Genomic DNA, 18,138 nt, shown 5'->3' with positions numbered 1-18,138 from the left:
CGCTCCAGCGGGCTGTTCGAGTACGGGGCTGCGACGCCTCCGCTGAACCGGGCGGGTCTGTAAGGCGAGCAGACCCACGGCTTGCCGGCTGTCCCCATGCCTGTCTACCGGTTGAGGCAGCCAAGATCATCAACGGCATCACGGCTTTGGCCCAGGTGTTGCTGGCCATGACGTTGATGATGCTCGCGTGGAGGCGTGAGGCTGGGGGACTGTCACCGGCGGCGGTGTGAGGCCGGTGGTAGTTGTAGTGGACGTTCCAGACCGCGATCGCCCGAGCCCGTTCTGTTTCGGAGGGCCACTGTCTGGCGTAGCGGAGTTCTTCGGCGGGGATGCGCGGGTAGCGCTCGACCTTGCCGTTGTGCCGGGGCGTGTAGGGCTTGATCCGCCGGTGGCGGGAAGCCCACGTGGACGTACCCGCCCTCGGTGCCACCGGTCTTTGCGCGCTGTGCGGCCCTGGCCTGCTCGGAGCCGCGTCCGTGGGCCCGCCACCCGCCGCCGTCGGGGATGCGCCCGACCTTCTCGACGTCCAGGTGGACCATGTGGCCCCGGTAGCGGGCCACGATCCGCTTCGGACTCCTGTTGGTCGAGCCGTCGGGATCGAGGAAGCGGCGCTGGTTGACGCCCAGGCGCGCCAGCCACCGGCTCACGGTGCGCTCGTTGATCCGCACGCCTTGGTTCGCGAGTTCGAGGGTGATTCGGCGGGCGGACCACTTGTTGTTCCGCCGCAGCCGCTCGATCCGTTCGGCGACAGCAGGCGGGATCTGGGTCGGTGAAGACCGCGGGACGCTCGGACGGTTCCGCAACTCCCTCGCCGTGTGTGTCGTAGCGGTTCTTCCACTTGGACAGGCAGGCGCGGGAGACACCGGCCTCGGCGGCGACGTGCGCGATCGGACGGGTGCGGCAGCGCTCCACGAGCCGCCGGCGTCCCTCGAAATCCGAGGGAGCGTTCGGATGAGTCACCGCAGCACCCCGGTGCTGCGGCCGGACGTGATGACGGTGAGGAGGGGGAACGCGATGAGCAGCGCAACCGCGACCAGAAGTCCACTCGCCCAGAGCGGCCCGAGGACCCCGGCTCCGGTGCTGAGCGTGGCCGCAGCGATGACGGGGCCTACGGCGGCGCCCACGTTGAGCGCCGCCGTCGCATACGAGCCGGCCATCGTGGGGGCTCCCGCGGCTTCGTAGAGGACCCGCGTGATCAGTGCGCTGCCCAGCGCGAACGACAACGCGCCCTGCACGAACACGAGGCTGAACAGGGCGGCCGGCTCGTCGGCCAGCACCGCCAGAGCCGGCCAGCCGATGAGCAGCAACGGACCGGCGACCGCGATGACCGGACCGGGACTTCGGTCGGACAGCCGTCCGGCGACGGTGACGCCCACGAAGGAACCGGCACCGAAGAGCACCAAAGCGACGGAGACCCATATTTCTCCCGGTCCGGCGCTGTCGGTCACCACGGGGGCGAGGAAGGTGAGGCTGCCAAAGGTGGCCGCGTTCACCAGCGCGCCGAGCAGCATCACCAGAACCAGCCGCGGCAGGGCAAGCTGGGCGAGCTCCGCTCGCAACGCCGGTCGGTCAGCGGCCTCATTCCCGTCACGTCCTGCGGAGATGCCTTTCAAGATGCCGAGAGCGGCAGGCAGGCAGAGAGCGGCGACGGCCCAGAAGGTGGCCCGCCAGCCGAGCGTCGTGCCGAGCACCGCCCCACCAGGGACGCCGACGATCGTGGCCACTGTCGTGCCGGACAGCAGCACGGCCAGCGCGCGTCCCTTTCTGTCAGGTGAGACCAGCCCAGCCGCAGCCGTCAGAGCGACGGCGAGGAACCCCGCGTTGGCGAGCGCGGCGACGACTCGAGTGGCGAACAGGATGGGAAAGTTCGTGGTGACGGCGCCCACGGCGTGGGCTGCCGCGAACACGAGGACGAACGCGAGAAGGACCGGGCGCCTGGGCCAGTTGCGGGCAAGCGCGGCCGCCAGCGGGGCCCCGACGATCATGCCGATCGCGAAGCCCGAGGTGAGCACGCCTGCTGTCCCGACGGTGACGTCGAGATCCGAGGCGATGTCCGGCAAGAGGCCGGCGAGCATGAACTCCGAGGTGCCCATGGCGAAGACCGCCAGGGCAAGCAGGTACAGCGGGAGAGTCATCGAGTGGCTCCGAGGTGAGGAGAGGCACGAGAAGGTCATCTCGTCACCGCGGCCAGCCCGGGGCGCACACTCGTCCCACCGCAGAAAGCGACGCGACGACTGGGCTATGAGCTCAGTGGTGCAGGGGGCTGACGGCGTGACCGAAAGCCCCCACCTTGTCTGACTCAGGACTCGACATGTCCCGCACGCTACCCGACCGATGCCCGCCAGAGCATCTTGCTTTCACGGGCATCGCCTGCGTCACCAATGTCCTGTCCCGCGACACCTAGGCGCTCTGCAACGCCTTGAACTCGTCGAAGAACGTCGGGTGGTGGGCCTTGGCGCCGCCGGCTGAGGGCTGGGCCACCAGGTTGGTGTAGAGGCTGTTGAGCAGCCAGGGCATCTTGTCCGCGGTGATGTCCTTGACCATGGCGGGCTGCTGGAGGGTGCCGTAGGTGGCGACCGCCAGCCGGCCCGTCGCGCGGAGCTGGCGCACCTGGTTGGTGAGGTAGTTCTGCCGGGTGGAGAACCAGGAGCTGTTCATCAGCAGGTCGCTCCAGCGCTGCTGGGTGACCGGGGCGGCCGCGGCGTCGCGGACCTCCTGCCACACGAGGGTGCCGGCCGGTATGCCGTAGCGGCTGGCGTAGACGGCGGGCACCTGGTCGCTCCAGTGCTCCTTCCACCAGTGCACCAGGGAGAACTCCGTGGCCAGGAAGCGCTGTTCGGCGCGCATCCGTGTCATCACGTAGTCCGTGTAGATCGCCGTGTGCTCGATGGCGGCGACATGCGGGTGGATGTCCACACCGGCGATCTCGGGCGTCGCCTTCACATAGGCCAGCCAGACGTCGGTGGCTGCGGTGCGCCAGGCGGCGTCCTCCAGACGGTTGAGGGCGCCCATGTACAGGGTCGTACGACAGCCGCTCCCGCAGCTGCTCGCGCGTTTGGCGATCACATGGGCGGCGACCGCCTGATAGAACGGGTTCAGCAGGGCGGCACGGTCCTGCTGGCGCGTCTCGATGAACGGCTCGTTGCCGATGACCAGGATGTCGACCTTGCCCAGCACCGCCGCGAGCACCTTGTCGACACGGGCCAGCTCCACGTCCATGGCAGTGCTGCCGGGCTGCGGGATCTGCTTGTCCGCGAAGGGGAACTTCAGCGACAGCACGGTGCGGTAGCCGGCCGCGGAGAACGCCAGCAGCGACTGGATCGCCGGCTGCTGGGCCGCCGCCACGGAGTCCAGCTTCGGCATTGCGACGAAGCCGCGCACCCACTTCGTGCCCAGGGTGTCGAGGACCGTGTTGGTCATGCCGCTGGGCTCTTCGTTGAAGTTGGCGCCCAGCATGCCCTTCGGGTCGGCGGCGAGCGTGGTGTCGGCTGCGGCCTCGTCCTGCCCCTGCGTGGCGGCGTTCGCCGTCAGGGCGAGCCCGCCCAGCGCCAGGGCCGAACCGCCGGCGAGTCCGAAGAGCCCGCGGCGGCTGAGCCCCCGCCGCTCGGCCTGGTGACCGCCGTTCGATTCCCCGAGGTCCTTCATGTCTGTCCCCTCCTGAGGTTCCGGGAGCATGGTGGGCGCGGCACGAGTGCCGGGTGACACGTGTGCCGGGTGATCCGGACAGTAGTGGGGCGGCGGGGGTCGTGGGTGGCATTCGTGTGTTCGGTGTCAAGTACCGTGCGTTATGCCGTGTTTGCGCCGCACCGGTGCCCGTCGGGTGCCCGTTCGGACGACCCTCACGCGGCGTCCGCAGGTGACGACCCTCACGCGGCGTCCGCAGGTATGGCCCGCCTGGCTGCCGGCGTGCGCCTGAGCGGCCCCGGGAAGGGTGTACGGCTCCTCGACCGGGATGTGCAGCCGTCCCCGAAAGATCAGCCCTGCGGCCTCGGCGAGCGCGTAGGGCACGCTCCCGCCCACGCCGGAGAGCCGCCCCCCGGAGTCCGCCGCGCCCAGGTCGGCGAGGGTGTACGACTTTCCCCGGGTTGCCGGTCAGTTCCACCCGTTCGCTCCACCGGTTCCCGGAGCACGAGCGAAGCGGGCAGGCCGAGGGGCGCGTCGGCCCGCCCGAGCCGCAGCACCCGCTCCACCCAGCCGTCGCCGCGCGCAGCGCCATCGTCCGGGAGCCGGAACGGAATCGGCGTACCGTGGCCAAGAACGCACGCGCCTTCTGCTGGCGGGAGTGCGTACGGCGCACTCCGCCTCGCCGGTCCACGAGCCTCGACCCGTATCTGGAGTACTTGCGTCGGCGCTGGGAGAAGGGGGAGTACGAGCTGAGCAGTTGACGGCCGTTGCGATCCGGTGCGCGGCCTCGACCTCGGTCGTACGCGGGGCTCCCTCTGAGGACGCAAGCCGCGGGCGTCCATCACCCCTGAGGTGTAGGCCCGTTGCCGCCTCGGGCGTGATGTGGCGGGAGCGCGGAGCCCGGAAAGTGGGTGCCGTCCGAGCAACTCACCGAAAGGACCGGCATGAATCGCATCACGAAGACCGCCGTGCTTGGTGTCACGCTCCTGCTTACCGCGGCGGCGGGTTCCGCCGCCGCGTCCGGCGACGACCGACGGGAAGCCGCCGCCCTCACCGGCACCGCGAAGCTGGACCGGGTGGCGGCCGGGAGCGACATCACGTTCTCCTTCGACGCCCACCTGGCGGCGAAGGACACCGACAACCCGCTCAAGGCGACGGGGACCTTCGAGTGGAGCCATTACCACGATGGCCACGGCGCCTGGGCGAAGGCGAAGGTCAACTGCCTGCTCACCGGTGGCAAGGTGGCCGTCGTCTCCGGTGTCATCACCGACACGGATCTTCCTGGCGCCAAGGGGAAGCAGGTCGGCCTGACCGTCCACGACCTCGGCCGCCATGACCGGCTCGGCTACAGCTGGGCCGCGACCGGCACACCCGTCGAGACCGGTGACATGCCCAAGTGTGTGAGTTCAGCGCCGTTCGAGAAGGTCAAGCAGGGTACGGGCGACTACCAGGTCGTCCCCTGGCAGCCGGATTTCTGAGCGGCCCACAGCTCGTGACACGACTGCTGCGCGGTGACCGGCACCCAGCTCGCCGCCTGGATCAAGGGCCACTGGAAGATCGAAAACCTTCTCCACCACGTCCGCGACCGCACGTTCCGCGAGGACGACTCCACAATCCATGTCGGCCACCTCCCCCGCACCATGGCCAGCCTGCGCAACCTTGCCATCGGCGTCCACCGCCAGGACGGCCACACTGATATCGCCGCCGCCCTACGCCGCACCGCCCGCGACTACCGAAGGCCTCTGGCCGCCCTCGGTCTCACCGGATGAATCCGGACAGATCTCGATCATGCAACGGGCCCTGCTCACCGACCTGGCAGTCTCACCACGAGGCACCAACTGCATGGGCGATCACGGCCCGTACCTCAAGCCGCTGCGGGAAGAGTGGCAGCAGCGATGTTGAACGGGTGGCACGGAGCCGAGAGTCTCCGTGCGGGGCCGTCGGGCAGGAAACGGCGTGCGCCCGCGGTCGCTGCCACCGTGGCCGCAGGCGCGTGCCGTGCGGTTCAGCCGCTGCCCAGTACCGCCCGGTCGGTGGCGTCCCATGCGGAGGTGGTGCCGGCGGTGACGAGGGCGGCGAAGCCGCCGGGCATGGCACCCGTGTCCTCGGCCATGACGGTGACGGTGTACATGCGCTCGGTCGCGGAGGTGTTCTCGATACGGTGGACCGAACCCGGTGGCAGGACAAGTACGTCGCCGGGTCCGAGCGGTACGGAGTGCTCGTCGCTGTGGGCCAGGCCGTGACCGGAGAGAACCACGAAGATCTCGGTGGACTCGGGGTGGGAGTTGTCGGGCTGGGCGCCGCCCGGCTCCCAGACCTCGTAGAACACGCTGGTGGGTGAGCCGTCGGCCGGTCCGGCCAGCAGGGCCAGCCTGACGGTGTCCGACGGGGAGATCAACTGCGGTGTGACGTCGGTCAGGCGGCGCACGACGGGAGGGGTGCTCATTCGCTGTCCTTCAAGGTGGTGGATCCGGTGGGAGGTTCGGCGCCGAGGGACCGCGCGGTGGCGAGGGCGTCGAGCAGGTCGGCGGTCGAGGTGGTGAAGCCGTAGCACTGGCGGACGTTGTAGACGGTCGCGTCATGGCAGTAGGACGGTGACGTCGTGGCCGACGCGTCGGTGAGCATCACGACGTCGTAGCCCAGGCACGCGGCGTCGACGAGCGTGGCATAGACACACTGGTCGGAGTTGACGCCGGCGAAGACGAGCGTGTCGACGCGGAGATTGCGCAGGATGCTGTCCAGCGGGGTGTCCCAGAAGCCGCTCATCCGGTACTTGTCGACGTGGAGGTCGCCCGGCGCGCTGCTCACCCCGTCGGTCAGGGCGGCGCCCCAGCTGTCCTTGGTCAGTACGGGGGCCCCGGAGGGGGCCGCGCGCGAGCCGATTCCCTCGCCGGTGCCGCGCGGATCGTAGACGTGGGCCACGCCCGGCGGGAGGTTGGCCTGGTCAGGGCGGTTGCCCCAGTTCAGCCAGATGACGGGCACTTTCGCGGCGCGCGCCCCGGCCACCGCCTGTGCGCTGAGGGCCACGGCCGGTGCCAGGACCGACACGTCGACGCCGATGCCGGCCAGCCAGCCGTCGGGGGCGCAGAAGTCGTTCTGGAGGTCCACGACGATCACGGCCGTGCGCGAGGGGTCGAGCACCACGGACGAGGGCCGGGCGCGCAGCGTGGCGGTGCGCGCGGGCAGGTCCGGACGGTGCAGGTCCACCGTGTCGCCGTCGGTGGTGAACTGCCAGCGGTTGCGGTGCCGCAGGGGTGCGAGGTGGTCGCCCGTGCTCATCGGGACACCTCCAGAACGGCGGCGAGGGCCAGCAGGGCGTGGTCGGATCCGGGTGGGCCGAGCAGGCACACGCCCGCCGGCCGGCCGGCGGCGAGCCGCAGCAGGGGCAGGGACAGCCCCGGTGCCCCGGCGAGACCGGCCAGGCAGGTCATCCGCAGCGTCGCCGCCCGTTCGGCCTCGATCCGCTCGCCGGTCGCGGTACGGGCCGGTGCCGGGCCGGACGCCGAGGGGATCACCAGAACGCTTCCGGCCAGCCAGGTACACAGTTGTTCCCGTGCCTGGGCGACCACCTCGCGGGCCTGCGCCGCCTGCTCCCCCGTCACCTCGGCGGCCTGGGCGAAGCGCGCGCCGACGTCGGCACCGAGCGCGCCGGGATGGGCGGTTATCCATGCGCCGTGGGATTGCCACGCCTCCCGCGCCTGGACGGTGCGGAACGCCGCGAACCAGCGTTCCAGCAGGTCGCGGGGGAGATCCTCGGACTCGCACGGCGGAAGGTGCCCCGCGTCGGTGAGTGCCTGGACGGTGGAGGCGAAGGCGTCGCGTACCTCGGGTGCGGCCAGGGACTCCAGCACCGGGAGCCGTACCGTCCGGCGCGGGGCCATGAGCGCGTCCTCGCGCGGCTGCCCGAGCAGGGTGCGGGCGACCGCCGCGGAGGTGGCCACGTCCCGGGTCAGCCAGCCGACCGTGTCGAAGGACGGCGCCAGTGGCAGGACGCCCTCGGTGGAGATCGCGCCGTGCGTCGTGCGCAGGCCGACCAGGCCCTGGTAGGAGGCCGGGACCCGGATGGATCCGGCGGTGTCGGTGCCCAGTCCCACGTCCGCCTGGCCGAGCGCGACGGCGGCGGCCGGGCCGCTGGTCGACCCGCCGCTGACGCTGCCGGGCGCGGCCGGGTTGGGCGGCGTCCCGTAGTGGGCGTTGGTCCCGGCCAGGCTGTAGGCGAACTCGTCGGTGCGGGCGATGCCGGCCACATGGGCGCCCGCGGCCAGCAGCGTGGCGACGGCGGGCGCAGTGCGCTCGCGTGGCCGTTGCTCGTCGAGCCAGGCGGGTACCCCGCCGCCGACCGGCTGGCCGACGACGTCGAACAGGTCCTTCACGGCGACACCGTGCCCGTCCAGCGGGCCGGACGCGGTGGCGGCCGTCAGCGGGTCGCCGACGACGCGCCAGACCGTACGGTCGAAGACGGCCGGGGCAGCGGCCGGTGCCGGAGCCGTCGGCAGGCTCACGTGGGCCGCGCCGACGAGCCAGCGACCGTCCCCGGCCCGGCGCCACAGCTGGGTCTGCAGACCGGTGGCGACGCCGTCGCGGGTGCTCGCCATCACCAGGGCCGCGTGGGGCGCGACTACCTGGACGTGCAGGTGCTCGACGGCGCGGGTGGGGATCCTGGCGCGGGTGGAACGGAAGCCGGCGATGGCGTCGTGGCCGACGAGAAGCGTCCGGCCGTCGCCCCTGAGCGTGTGCGGCCCCGGCATGAACAGCTCGTCGAGCGTGGACCGGTCGTTCGCCAGCAGCGCCTTGTCGTAGGCCCAGAAGGCGTCGAGCAGACCATCGGGCACACCGTCGGGAGCGGTCACCTCAGGGGCATCGGGTGAGGTCGTCACCATGCGCCTCCTTCCACCAGGGCGAAGTCCGAGATTCTGATGCGGGCGTGGACGCCCTTGACGACGTCGACCACTTGGGAGATGTCGAAGTCGGCCGCGGCGCTCAGGTAGGCGTAGGCCAGTGAGGGGTCCATCCCGAAGGATGAGCCCAGTACCTCCAGGGCGTTGCGGGCGCAGGCGGCGACCGCCTCGTCCAGGTCGGTGTCGAGGCCGGTCGGGACCAGGAACTGCGATGTCCGCGCCACCGGGCCGCGGTTGCGGCCGAAGAGCCGTTCGGCGCGTGCCCTGGGCACCACGTCGAGCGTCAGCGTCGCGCGCAGCGGCGCTTCGAGGGCGGTCAGCGCGACCTCTCCGTTGCCCTGTGCGAGATGCGGGTCGCCGGCGTAGAACCCGGCGCCCGGCACCTGCACCGGCAGGTAGAGGGTGCTGCCCTCGCGCAGCAGGGAGATGTCGAGGTTGCCGCCGTGCAGGCCCGGTGGGGTGGAGTGGAGCCGTTCCGGGCCGGGCGTGGCTACGCCCATCACCCCGAGGAACGGGGCGAGGGGGAAGCGGACGGGGCGGTCCGTGCCGTCGGCGACGAGAGGCAGGGTCGCCAGCGCGGTGGCCGGCCCGCCTGGTTCGTCAAGACCCGTCACCGAGCAGAACACGCTGGTCAGTGGGGTGTTGTCGAGGGGGAAGGAGCTGGGAAGCAGGCCCTTGGCGTGGCGGCTGGAGATGACGCCGTAGGCGGTGCGCGGGACGAGTTCGTCGACGTGGACGGCCAGGTAGTCGCCGACCTCCGCGCCGCGTACCTCGATCGGTCCGGTCACCACGTGCGGTCCGTCGGCGGGAGTGTGCGCGCCGTGGGAGGCGATCGCGGCGGCGTCGGCCAGGACGTCCTCGGGGGCCACACCGTGGCGGCCGAAGAAGGCGACGGGGTCGCGGCCCTGGTCCTCCAGGATGCCCTCGTGGCTGACGGTGTCCAGGGAGATCCGCTCGCCCGGCTCGACGGTGAGGACCGGGGCGTCCTCGGAGCAGGGCAGGCGGCCCCACAGGGTCGTCGCCACCGTGGCACCGAGGTGCTGTCGTGCCGCGGTCGTCATCGTTCCTCCGTGTGGTTCGTGAGGCCGGTGCGGTGTTCTCGCCCGGCTGTTCCGGCTGTTCCGGCCACGAGGGCCGGGGACGCGGCGGTCAGGACGGGCGCGGGCAGGCCGCGGTCGTGTGCGGCGCGGGCCATGCGGGCGTGCAGTTCCGGCGTGGCGTCGGCCGCCCGCGGATGCGTGGACCGGCCGTCGGCATGGACGCGCCGTCCGCCGATCCAGACCTCCTTGAGGTTGCGCGGTCCGCAGGCCAGGACGTAGCCGGCGTAGGCGTCCCAGACGGGACCGGTGTCCGGGTCGGCCGGGTCGACCACCAGGAAGTCGGCGTGCTTGCCCGGCTCCAGGCTGCCGATCCGGTCGTCGGCGCCGAGCACTTCGGCCGAGCCCAGGGTGTGCATGCGCAGCACGTCCCTGGGCATGAGGACGGACGCCCGCGAGTGGGCGGCGCGCAGCGCGTACATGCCGATCCGCATGTTCTGGAAGGGGTCGGACACATCAGTGCAGGACTGGTCGTCCAGGCCCATGCCGACGCGGATGCCGCGTGCGCGGTAGCGGGCGATGTCGGCGAAGCCGGAGCCCAGCCGTCCGTTCGAGGTGGGCTGCCACACCACGGCGCTGCCGCTCGCGGCCACGGCGTCGATCATCTCGTCGGTGGGATGGACGAAGTGCCCGAACAGCATGTCCGGTCCCAGCGCTCCCGCCTTCGCGTACCAGTCGAATTTCGCGCGCTGGGCCTCGATGTTCTCGGCCGTCTCGACGAAATGCGCCTGGTTGACCACATCGTGGCGCCGCATCGTCTCGGCCTCCAGGACCGCGGTGTCCGGTGCGGGGGACCACTGTACGGAGCCGTAGACGGAGACGCCGAGGAAGGCGTCGGCCGGGAAGCGGTCGTACGCCGCGGTGGCCATGCGGTCGAAGTTGGCGCGCGCGTCGTCGGGGCCGAAGTGCTGCTCGTCCAGGCGGATCGCGGTCATCACCCGCAGCCCGGAGTCGGCCGCCGCGTCGAACTGCCGGGTCAGGAACGCCTCGGGGTGGACGGCGCCGGGCACGTCGCGGCCGAGGGCCTGGTCGTACAGCCACAGCACCCGGTTCTGGGCGAAGTTGTACGCCGAGGTGATCCCGTTGCTGATGAAGTCCAGGCAGCCGTGCAGGGTGAACCAGTACATGTCCTCGGTGCCGGCGCCGAGGAGGATCTCGTTGTTGGCGCGTACCCAGGGGTAGAGCGTCTCGCCCGCCGCGAGACCGCGCAGCCCCGAGGTGTGCAGGTGGCTGTGGGCGGAGACGAACCCCGGGGCGATGATCTTCCCGGTCGCGTCGAGCACGGTGCCTACCCGGGCGGGCGGTTCGCCGGGTCCGATGCCGGTGATGCGTCCGTCCTCGCCGACGGTCATCCAGCCGGTGAAGGGATCCTGTCCGTCGGCCATGGTCAGCATCAGGCCGCCGGTCACGGTGAGCGCGGCCGTCATGCGGTGCCCTCGCGGAGCAGGGGAAAGGCGAAGTCGCGTACTTCGGTCAGCGCTTCGGCGAGCAGGCCGCTGAAGTGGTCGAGCAGCCGCTTGCCGGTCTCGGCGTCGGCTCCGGTGGGGTCGCCGACGATGCCGGAGGCCGACACGTCGTCGATCAGCCACGCGGTGGGCACCACGCCCTCCAGGGTGAGGTGTCGCTGGGCGCGGTAGAGCTCGCCGACCGCGAGCCCGTCGGCGACGGCCTTGTCGAGGCGGACGAGGCCGGGCGCGATGGCCATGACCAGGCAGGTCTCGAGGAAGCCTCCGTGGATGCCGAAGGGGTCGGGGTCCTCCACCCCGTCCGGGAGGGCGAACCGCGACGGCATGATGTTGAAGACCTCGAGGCCGAAGTGGTGGCGGATGTCGCGTGCGACCACGTCGAGCAGGCTCGGCTGGCCGCCGTGGCCGTTGACGAAGACCAGTTTGCGTACTCCGCCGGCGGCGAGCGACTCGCCGAGGTCCAGACAGACCGACTGCAACGTGGTGGTGGACATGGCGATGGTGCCGGCCCGGCCCAGGTGTTCGGTGGACTTGCCGTAGTGCAGGGTCGGCAGGACCCAGGTGCCGGACTCGGGGCCGAGCCGTTCCACGGCGGTACGGGCGATCGTCTCGGCGGTGAGCGCGTCGGTGATCAGCGGCAGGTGGGGGCCGTGCTGTTCCACGGCGCCGATCGGCTGGACCACCACGGTGCGGTCCTTGGCGAGGCCCGCGACGTCCTCGGTGGTCAGCTCGGCCCACAGGCGGCGGCTGGCGTGGGTGTTCATGGGTGATTCCCTGTCACTCGTCGGTGGGCGGTTCATTCGTCGGTGGGCAGGGCTGACTCGTGCCACTTGCCGATCAGGAACTTCTCGGCGGCCACGACGACCGCGAACAGCAGCAGCGACACGACGCTCGCGCCGAGCACCGCCAGGAAGAGCTGCGGAGTGCGCAGTTGCACCGCGCTCTCGGTGATGACATAGCCCAGGCCGCCCGCGCCGCCGCCGACACCGGCCACGAACTCGCCGACGATTGCGCCGATGACCGAGGCACCCGCGGCCACCCGCAGCCCGGTGAGGATCTCCGGCAGTGCACCCGGCAGCCGCAGAGCAAGGAGCTGGACCCGGGGCGGCGCACCGGCCATCGTGTACAGCTGCACCAGGTTGCGGTCGACCGACTTCAGGCCCTGGAGGGTGTTGGCCGCCACAGGGAACAGCGCGATCATCGCCGCCACCAGGGTGTTGGTCGCCATACCGGGGCCGAGCCACACCACGAACAGCGGCGCGACGGCCACGATCGGGATGGTCTGGAGCAGGATCAGGTAGGGGTACAGGCTGCGCTCCATCAGCCGCCAGCGGCCCATCACCAGTGCGCTGGCCACGCCGACCAGGCCCGCCACGACGAAGCCGAGGACCGATTCGCGCAGCGTCACCCAGGTCGGGGTGAGGAGGGAGCCGGCCTCGTGCAGGACGGTGTCCACCATCGTCATGGGCGAGGGAAGCATGTAGCCGGGGATGGCGAAGACGGTGATCGCCAGCTGCCACAGGACGGTCATGACCACCAGCGCGCCCAGCGGCGGCAGCACGTTCTTCGCGGCAAGGGGCCGCCGCTTGCGGGCCGGCCCGGCGGAGGCGGGCGTCGCGGGGGTCTTTCGCACGGTGTCGAGCGCGGTCATATTCCGGTACCTCCCAGCATGGCCGAGATCTCGGTGCGCAGATCCCGCAGCGCGGCCTCGTCACGCGGGGCGCCGGGATCCGCGGTGGGCGGGCTGGGGGAGCGGAGCACCTCGATGACGCGTCCGGGGCGCGTGCCCATCACGGCGACCTGGTGTCCGAGCCGTACCGCCTCGGGAATGGAATGGGTGACGAACATGACGGTGACCCGGCGGGTGCGCCACAGGTGGATGAGCTCGGCGCCCATCTTCTCCCGGTTGAACTCGTCAAGCGCCGCGAACGGCTCGTCCATCAGCAGCAGTTCGGGGTCACTGGTGAGCGACCGGGCGAGCGAGGCGCGCATCTTCATGCCGCCGGACAGCTCGCGCGGATACGCCTTCTCGAACCCCTGGAGGCCGACCAGGCCGATTGCCTTCTGCGCGCGTTCGCGCCGCTCGGCCCGGGGAACACCCTGCAGTCTGGCGACGAGTTCGACGTTGGCCCGGATCGAGCGCCAGGCCAGCAGCGTCGGGTCCTGGAACACGTACGACATGCGCTCGGTGCGGCGGGACAGGCCGCCGGTGGACGGCGTGGTCAGGCCGGCCGCCATCCGCAGGAGTGTGGATTTGCCGCAGCCCGAGGGGCCGACGAGCACGGTGATCTCCGCCCGCGGCAGACGCAGGTCGATGGGGGCCAGGGCCCGGAATCCGCTGGTGTAGACCTTGTCCGCGCCGTCGAAACTGACCAGCGGATCGAGCGCGGCCGCGGTGTTCTGCACAGGGACTGTACTCATGTGCGTTGCTCCTTGTCGTGCACCGCCTGCGGTGCGCCGTTCTCGGTGGCTCAGTAGGAACCGTCGGGCGCCGCGGGCAGGGCGGCCGGGGCGGCGACCTCCGGCAGCAGGGAGGCGTCGTAGAGGTCCGACGCCTTGGGTGTGCTCTTGAGCTGGCCGAGCTGCTTCATCTGGTCGATGAGCGTGTTCCAGCGGTCGGCCGTCATCGCGCCGAGTTGCTTCTTGCCGTCACCCGCGACCACGTACGCGCGCTGCTTGTCCCAGGCGTACCAGACGCTCTCGCTGGTCTGCTGGTCGTTGGCCTCGAGGATGGCGTCGTTGGCCTTCTTCGCGACGCTCACGTCGCCCATGTAGTCCTGCCAGCCCTGCATGCTCGCCGCGAGGAACTCGGTCAGTTCCGCCTTGTGGCTCTTCAGGTAGGACTCGGACGTGAAGAAGACGTCGTTGTACGGGTTGTAACCCGCGTCGGAGAACGGGACGAAGTTGACCTTCACACCGGACTTCTGCGCCTGGTACGCCTCGTTGGTGGGCCAGCCCTGCTGGACCAGGCCGTCCTTCTTCAGGAAGTTGGCGATGGAGCCCTGGTACACCTGGGTGGTGAAGTCGATGCCGGTCTCCTTCTTGACCCACTGCGGACCGAGCTGACCGGTCTGCGTCACCCAGGTCTTGCCGTCCATGTCGTCGAAGGACGTGATGCCGGTGTCCGCGTGCACCATCACGCCGACCGGGTTGTTCTGGTACAGGGCGCCGATGGCCACGATCGGGATGCCCTGCTGCTGGGCCTGGATGACACCGGCGGCGTCGGCGAACCCGACCTGGGCCCGCCCGGCGGCGACCAGCTGGGTGGCCGAGACCTGCGGGCCGCCGGACTGAAGGGTCACGTCGAGGTTCTTGTCCTCGTAGAGCCCTTCGGACTTCGCCGCGAAGAAGCCACCGCCCTCGGCGTCGGCGTACCAGGGCAGGACCACCTTGAAGGCGGTGGATCCGCCCGGTGAGGAGGCGTCGGAGGAGGCGTTGCCGCCGCAGGCCGAGACCGCGACGAGGGCCAGGGCGGTGGCCGCGACGGTGGTCACGGTGCGCGGCGGACGGACACGCCCGCACAGGGCGCGAAGGATCTGGAATGGCATGAGGTGCTCTTTCGCGGAGGGGCCGGCGAGGCCGGATCAGAAGGAAGGCAGATTGCTCTTCGTGAGATGTGCGACGTCGGCGAGGTGCGCCAGCATCGCGTCCCGGGCCGCGGCGCCGTTGCCGCTCCGTACTGCGGTGAAGATCAGCTGATGGCCGTCGTGCGAGGAGCGCCTGGCCTCGGCGCTGCCGTGGGAGAAGGCGCGGACCGACTCCGTCCAGCTGTTGGCGAGTGAATTGAGGGCGACCATCAGCGGGTTCTGTGACGCCTGGGCGAGCAACATGTGGAAGGTGATGTCAGCCTTGAGCGACGCCTCCTGTGACAGATCGTCGCGGGCGGTGGTCTGCAGTACCTGCTCCAGCGCGTACAGGCTCGCCTTGGTGGCCCGTTCCGCGGCGAGCTGCGCAAACTTGGGCTCGATCGTCTCGCGCAGCTCCGCCACGTCGCGCAGGGTGCGTTCGGACTCCGACATCTCCTCGTACATGGCATGCGCGTGGGCGGGCACCTGCAACACGATGGTGCCCCGGCCCGGCCGGCGTTCGACGACCCGCTTCGCCTCCAGTTCGTGCATCGCCTCGCGCAAAGAGGCGCGGGAGACCTTGAGTACCTGGGCCAGCTCACGCTCCGCAGGGAGCTTGGTGCCGGGTGCCAGCGAGCCGTTGCTGATCAGCGTCTCGATGTGGGCGACGATCTCGCTGCTGACACTGGTCGACTGACGAACGAACGCGTCGAAACCGTCCAACGTCATTCCTCCCCACCGGTGGGCCTGATGGTCAGACCATCTGATGAAGCGAACGTACGGGCGAAGATTTTCAGCCGGAGGACTTCCCGGGCATTGGGAACAAGACGTTTACACGGGAACATCCGGGCGCAACATCGGCTGTCCGCTGGAACCGTAGGACGCCACTGGTCGCCGCGAGCCGATCGGGCTGAGCGGACGAACGTCCAACAGCTGGCGGTCAGGCGTCGGTTGAGTGGGCGCAGACGGTCAGACCCGGACATGCCCACGGCGGTCCGGTCGGCTCGGCACGCCGAAGACTGCGGGATGCGGCTCGAAACATCCTGGACATGTCGCAGCCGTCGCCCAGGAGCTGTGAACGAGCAGGCCGGCATCGTATTGCTCATGGACGGCGGACGGGCGATCCACGACTGAGGCAGCAGATCCGCACGCAGTGGGTGAGCCGGAGCAGTGGGTGGGCCGGAGCAGTGGGTGAGCCGGAGGGGAGGCAGCAGGAAGCCTGCGGAAGGGATGGCGGTTCACCGTGCGGACATGCCGCAGGCCGTCGGACTGACGTGGCGGGTGGCTCGTCGAGGGGAAGCGGCAGCGTCACGAGCCGGCGTGTCTCGGTGTCCTCCATGCCGGACATCCGCAGCACGCTGGGTACCGTCCGGTCGGCGATGTCGCCGACCGGGAGCGTCGGGTCCGCTGCGCCGGTACCACTGCGACTCACGCCTGTGCCTGCCCGCCGGATGGACAGGCACCCCCGGCGGAACACCATGGGACCCCACCCTCACCCGGCACTGACCACCCCCCCCACCTCGCCCTCTCCTCCCACCTCGTCGAACCGGGAGCCGAACTCATGGAGAAGGCCCGAAACCGGACGAGCCGCCGTTCTCGGCATCGCCAAGAAGACGTGAGGTCGCGCGGTTTCTTACACGCACGTCGAGCGCCTGTCGCCGCTGTCTGCCTGTTGAAGTCCGGACGTACCGAAGTGGCCGCGTCCGATTCTTCGATCCCTCCGTGACGCACGATCACAGGTTCGCGGGACTGTCAAAACGAGCGGCTCTTCCAAGAATTTCTTAGGCGTTGATCGTTCTGGCGATTGGCCGCCCGACTCAGGCTGGCGGTGCCAGGCTGGCGATGTGTGACGTTGGTGTCGAAGAACTACTGCCCCAGCTGGCGGGGTTGTGCATTGAAGGGGTGGACGCCGACCCGGACGCCTTGAGGATCACCGCGTTCACCAGTGACGGTGCGCGCCGTGCGTGCCCGGGGTGTGGCCGGGAGTCGGACTGGGTGCACTCGCGGTATGTGCGTCACGTCGCGGACGAGTCGGCCGGCGGGCGACCCGTGGTGAGCGGCCTTTCGGTGCGGCGGCTGTACTGCGAGAACCCGGCCTGCCCGAGGACAACGTTCATCGAGCAGGTCGACGGGCTGACGGAGCGCTACCAGCGCAGGACGCCGGCACTGCGGCGGATCATCGAGGCGGTCGCGGTGGTGCCGGCGGGCTCGGCCGGTGCCCGGCTGCTCGTGGTGCTGCATCAGAGGCTGTCCGCGGCGTCGGTGCTGAACCCTCTGATGCGCGTTCCGCTGCCCGGCCGGCCCACGCCCGTGGTGGCCGGGATCGACGAGTTCGCCCTGCTCAAGGGCCATCGTTATGCCACCATCATCACGAACGCGGACAACGGCGAGCGTATCGACGTGCTGCCCGACCGCCTGGCGGTGACGGTGACCGCCTGGCTGCGTGAGCATCCCGGCGTCCGCGTGGTGTGCCGGGACGGCTCGGGCTCCTTCGCGTAAGGCCACCACCGACGCCGATCCGACGATCGTGCAGGTCGGCGACTGCTGGCACCTCTGGCACGGCCTGGCAGGAACCGCGCTGAAGGAGGTCGGCGCACACGCCTCCTGCTGGAGCAAATTCGGCCCGCCGCTGCCCGGGGGCAAAAGCGCCGCCACCACCCGCGAGCGATGGCGGCAGGTGCACGACCTCCTCGACCAGGGCGTCGGCCTGCTCGCCTGCGCCCGCCGTCTCGGCGTGTCGCTCAACACGGTCAAGCGCTACGCCCGCCACAGCGAGCCGGACCGCATGATCCGCGCCCCGTCTACCGGGCCTGCCTGGTCGACCCCTACCGCGACCCTCTGCGCAGACGCCGCACCGAGGACCCGGCCGTCCCCCTCACCCACCTGCTGGCGGAGATCCGGGAACAGGGCTACACCAACAGCACCAACCTCCTGGTCCGCTCCATCAACCACGGACGCGTCGAGGCCGACCACACCGCCCTGTCACCCCGCAAGGTCACCGGCCTGCTCACCTGCCACCCCGGCCATCTCGCCGAGGCCCAGTGCGCCCTGCGCGACCAACTCGCCGGTGCCTGCCCCGAGATGACCGTGCTGGCCGACCAAATCCGTACCTTCGCCGAGCTGCTGGTTCCGCACGAGGACAATGGCGAAAAGCTGACAGCCTGGATCACTCGAGCCCGTAGTGCTGACCTGCCGTTCCTGCACTCCTTCGCGAACGGCCTGCAACGCGACCGTGCCGCCGTCGATGCCGCCCTCACCCTGCCCTGGCACAACGGCCGCACCGAAGGCGCCAACACGAAGATCAAGTTACTCAAGCGCCTGATGTACGGCCGCGCCGGCCACCGCGTCCTGCGCCAGATCGTCCTGCTCAACTGAAGCCCGCCCCGAACGATCAATGCCTACGAACTTCTTGGAAGAGCCGATCGTTTTACAGACCCGTGATCGAGTGCACTAAATCTGATCCGGATCGAACTGCGAAAGCCTGCTC

General features: G+C 70.3%; 15 protein-coding genes and 3 pseudogenes. 4 read left to right on the top strand and 14 right to left on the bottom strand.

What is annotated here, in order from left to right:
* Positions 1 to 160: 160 nt before the first annotated feature.
* The 4 genes and pseudogenes from ACFV6E_RS33030 to ACFV6E_RS33015 form a co-directional block, all read right to left on the bottom strand.
* Positions 161 to 960 (bottom strand): annotated as a pseudogene (locus ACFV6E_RS33030) (helix-turn-helix domain-containing protein); the annotation flags it as partial.
* Entirely contained in the window at positions 957 to 2,135 is a 1,179-nt protein-coding gene (locus tag ACFV6E_RS33025) for a Cmx/CmrA family chloramphenicol efflux MFS transporter (RefSeq protein WP_385466761.1), read from the bottom strand. The pseudogene ACFV6E_RS33030 and the gene ACFV6E_RS33025, both read right to left, overlap by 4 nt.
* A 265-nt stretch (positions 2,136 to 2,400) precedes the next feature.
* Positions 2,401 to 3,645 (bottom strand): hypothetical protein, encoded by a 1,245-nt coding sequence (locus tag ACFV6E_RS33020; protein ID WP_385466758.1) that lies wholly within the window; start codon positions 3,643 to 3,645, stop codon positions 2,401 to 2,403.
* Between the two features lie 213 nt (positions 3,646 to 3,858).
* Positions 3,859 to 4,202 (bottom strand): annotated as a pseudogene (locus tag ACFV6E_RS33015) (NADP-dependent oxidoreductase); the annotation flags it as partial.
* A gap of 45 nt (positions 4,203 to 4,247) precedes the next feature.
* Between ACFV6E_RS33015 and ACFV6E_RS33010 the strand changes: the two are divergent.
* The 3 genes from ACFV6E_RS33010 to ACFV6E_RS33000 all read left to right on the top strand — a co-directional run bounded on the left by ACFV6E_RS33010 (position 4,248) and on the right by ACFV6E_RS33000 (position 5,393).
* Entirely contained in the window at positions 4,248 to 4,385 is a 138-nt protein-coding gene (locus ACFV6E_RS33010; RefSeq protein WP_385170152.1) for a hypothetical protein, read from the top strand.
* Positions 4,386 to 4,568: 183 nt separating this feature from the next.
* Positions 4,569 to 5,102: a Repetin gene (locus tag ACFV6E_RS33005; RefSeq protein ID WP_385170112.1), complete on the top strand. Its 534-nt coding sequence runs from the start codon at positions 4,569 to 4,571 to the stop codon at positions 5,100 to 5,102.
* A 33-nt stretch (positions 5,103 to 5,135) separates the two neighbouring features.
* Complete coding sequence (locus tag ACFV6E_RS33000) at positions 5,136 to 5,393, top strand: hypothetical protein (protein ID WP_385466756.1); 258 nt, start codon at positions 5,136 to 5,138, stop codon at positions 5,391 to 5,393.
* Positions 5,394 to 5,629: 236 nt separating this feature from the next.
* Here the strand turns inward: ACFV6E_RS33000 and ACFV6E_RS32995 are convergent, their stop codons facing one another.
* The 10 genes from ACFV6E_RS32995 to ACFV6E_RS32950 are packed head-to-tail and all read right to left on the bottom strand — an operon-like array spanning position 5,630 to position 15,380.
* On the bottom strand, positions 5,630 to 6,070 hold the full coding sequence (locus tag ACFV6E_RS32995; protein WP_385170117.1) for a cupin domain-containing protein: 441 nt from the start codon (positions 6,068 to 6,070) through the stop codon (positions 5,630 to 5,632).
* Positions 6,067 to 6,903 (bottom strand): cysteine hydrolase family protein, encoded by an 837-nt coding sequence (locus ACFV6E_RS32990; protein ID WP_385466753.1) that lies wholly within the window; start codon positions 6,901 to 6,903, stop codon positions 6,067 to 6,069. Before ACFV6E_RS32990 ends, ACFV6E_RS32995 begins: the two co-directional genes overlap by 4 nt.
* A complete protein-coding gene (locus tag ACFV6E_RS32985; protein ID WP_385466750.1) occupies positions 6,900 to 8,504 on the bottom strand; it encodes an amidase in 1,605 nt (534 codons plus the stop codon). The genes ACFV6E_RS32990 and ACFV6E_RS32985 overlap by 4 nt, the downstream gene beginning before the upstream one ends.
* On the bottom strand, positions 8,498 to 9,583 hold the full coding sequence (locus ACFV6E_RS32980; protein WP_385466747.1) for an acetamidase/formamidase family protein: 1,086 nt from the start codon (positions 9,581 to 9,583) through the stop codon (positions 8,498 to 8,500). The genes ACFV6E_RS32985 and ACFV6E_RS32980 overlap by 7 nt, the downstream gene beginning before the upstream one ends.
* Positions 9,580 to 11,046, bottom strand: a complete 1,467-nt coding sequence (locus tag ACFV6E_RS32975; protein WP_385466744.1) for an amidohydrolase family protein — start codon at positions 11,044 to 11,046, stop codon at positions 9,580 to 9,582. Before ACFV6E_RS32975 ends, ACFV6E_RS32980 begins: the two co-directional genes overlap by 4 nt.
* The gene (locus ACFV6E_RS32970) at positions 11,043 to 11,849 is read right to left on the bottom strand and encodes a creatininase family protein (RefSeq protein ID WP_385466741.1); all 807 of its coding nucleotides are present in this window, start codon (positions 11,847 to 11,849) and stop codon (positions 11,043 to 11,045) included. Before ACFV6E_RS32970 ends, ACFV6E_RS32975 begins: the two co-directional genes overlap by 4 nt.
* A gap of 32 nt (positions 11,850 to 11,881) precedes the next feature.
* A complete protein-coding gene (locus ACFV6E_RS32965) occupies positions 11,882 to 12,736 on the bottom strand; it encodes an ABC transporter permease (protein WP_385170134.1) in 855 nt (284 codons plus the stop codon).
* Complete coding sequence (locus ACFV6E_RS32960) at positions 12,733 to 13,506, bottom strand: ABC transporter ATP-binding protein (protein ID WP_385466738.1); 774 nt, start codon at positions 13,504 to 13,506, stop codon at positions 12,733 to 12,735. The genes ACFV6E_RS32965 and ACFV6E_RS32960 overlap by 4 nt, the downstream gene beginning before the upstream one ends.
* 50 nt (positions 13,507 to 13,556) lie before the next feature.
* On the bottom strand, positions 13,557 to 14,633 hold the full coding sequence (locus tag ACFV6E_RS32955; RefSeq protein ID WP_385466736.1) for an ABC transporter substrate-binding protein: 1,077 nt from the start codon (positions 14,631 to 14,633) through the stop codon (positions 13,557 to 13,559).
* 36 nt (positions 14,634 to 14,669) lie between these two features.
* Positions 14,670 to 15,380 (bottom strand): FadR/GntR family transcriptional regulator, encoded by a 711-nt coding sequence (locus ACFV6E_RS32950; protein WP_385170143.1) that lies wholly within the window; start codon positions 15,378 to 15,380, stop codon positions 14,670 to 14,672.
* Positions 15,381 to 16,493: 1,113 nt separating this feature from the next.
* Between ACFV6E_RS32950 and ACFV6E_RS32945 the strand changes: the two are divergent.
* A pseudogene (locus ACFV6E_RS32945) lies at positions 16,494 to 18,026 on the top strand (ISL3 family transposase).
* Positions 18,027 to 18,138: the final 112 nt, after the last annotated feature.

The organism is Streptomyces sp. NPDC059785 (assembly GCF_042732375.1).
In the GTDB taxonomy this organism is placed as follows: Bacteria; Actinomycetota; Actinomycetes; order Streptomycetales; family Streptomycetaceae; genus Streptomyces.
This window is presented reverse-complemented; position numbering and strand designations above follow the sequence as displayed.

Coding starts and splice junctions, on each gene's coding strand:
- ACFV6E_RS32950 (WP_385170143.1), bottom strand. CDS start 15,380: ATGACGTTGGACGGTTTCGACGCGTTCGTTCGTCAGTCGACCAGTGTC.
- ACFV6E_RS32955 (WP_385466736.1), bottom strand. CDS start 14,633: ATGCCATTCCAGATCCTTCGCGCCCTGTGCGGGCGTGTCCGTCCGCCG.
- ACFV6E_RS32980 (WP_385466747.1), bottom strand. CDS start 9,583: ATGACGACCGCGGCACGACAGCACCTCGGTGCCACGGTGGCGACGACC.
- ACFV6E_RS32970 (WP_385466741.1), bottom strand. CDS start 11,849: ATGAACACCCACGCCAGCCGCCGCCTGTGGGCCGAGCTGACCACCGAG.
- ACFV6E_RS32960 (WP_385466738.1), bottom strand. CDS start 13,506: ATGAGTACAGTCCCTGTGCAGAACACCGCGGCCGCGCTCGATCCGCTG.
- ACFV6E_RS32975 (WP_385466744.1), bottom strand. CDS start 11,046: ATGACGGCCGCGCTCACCGTGACCGGCGGCCTGATGCTGACCATGGCC.
- ACFV6E_RS32985 (WP_385466750.1), bottom strand. CDS start 8,504: ATGGTGACGACCTCACCCGATGCCCCTGAGGTGACCGCTCCCGACGGT.
- ACFV6E_RS32990 (WP_385466753.1), bottom strand. CDS start 6,903: ATGAGCACGGGCGACCACCTCGCACCCCTGCGGCACCGCAACCGCTGG.
- ACFV6E_RS32965 (WP_385170134.1), bottom strand. CDS start 12,736: ATGACCGCGCTCGACACCGTGCGAAAGACCCCCGCGACGCCCGCCTCC.
- ACFV6E_RS33025 (WP_385466761.1), bottom strand. CDS start 2,135: ATGACTCTCCCGCTGTACCTGCTTGCCCTGGCGGTCTTCGCCATGGGC.
- ACFV6E_RS32995 (WP_385170117.1), bottom strand. CDS start 6,070: ATGAGCACCCCTCCCGTCGTGCGCCGCCTGACCGACGTCACACCGCAG.
- ACFV6E_RS33005 (WP_385170112.1), top strand. CDS start 4,569: ATGAATCGCATCACGAAGACCGCCGTGCTTGGTGTCACGCTCCTGCTT.
- ACFV6E_RS33020 (WP_385466758.1), bottom strand. CDS start 3,645: ATGAAGGACCTCGGGGAATCGAACGGCGGTCACCAGGCCGAGCGGCGG.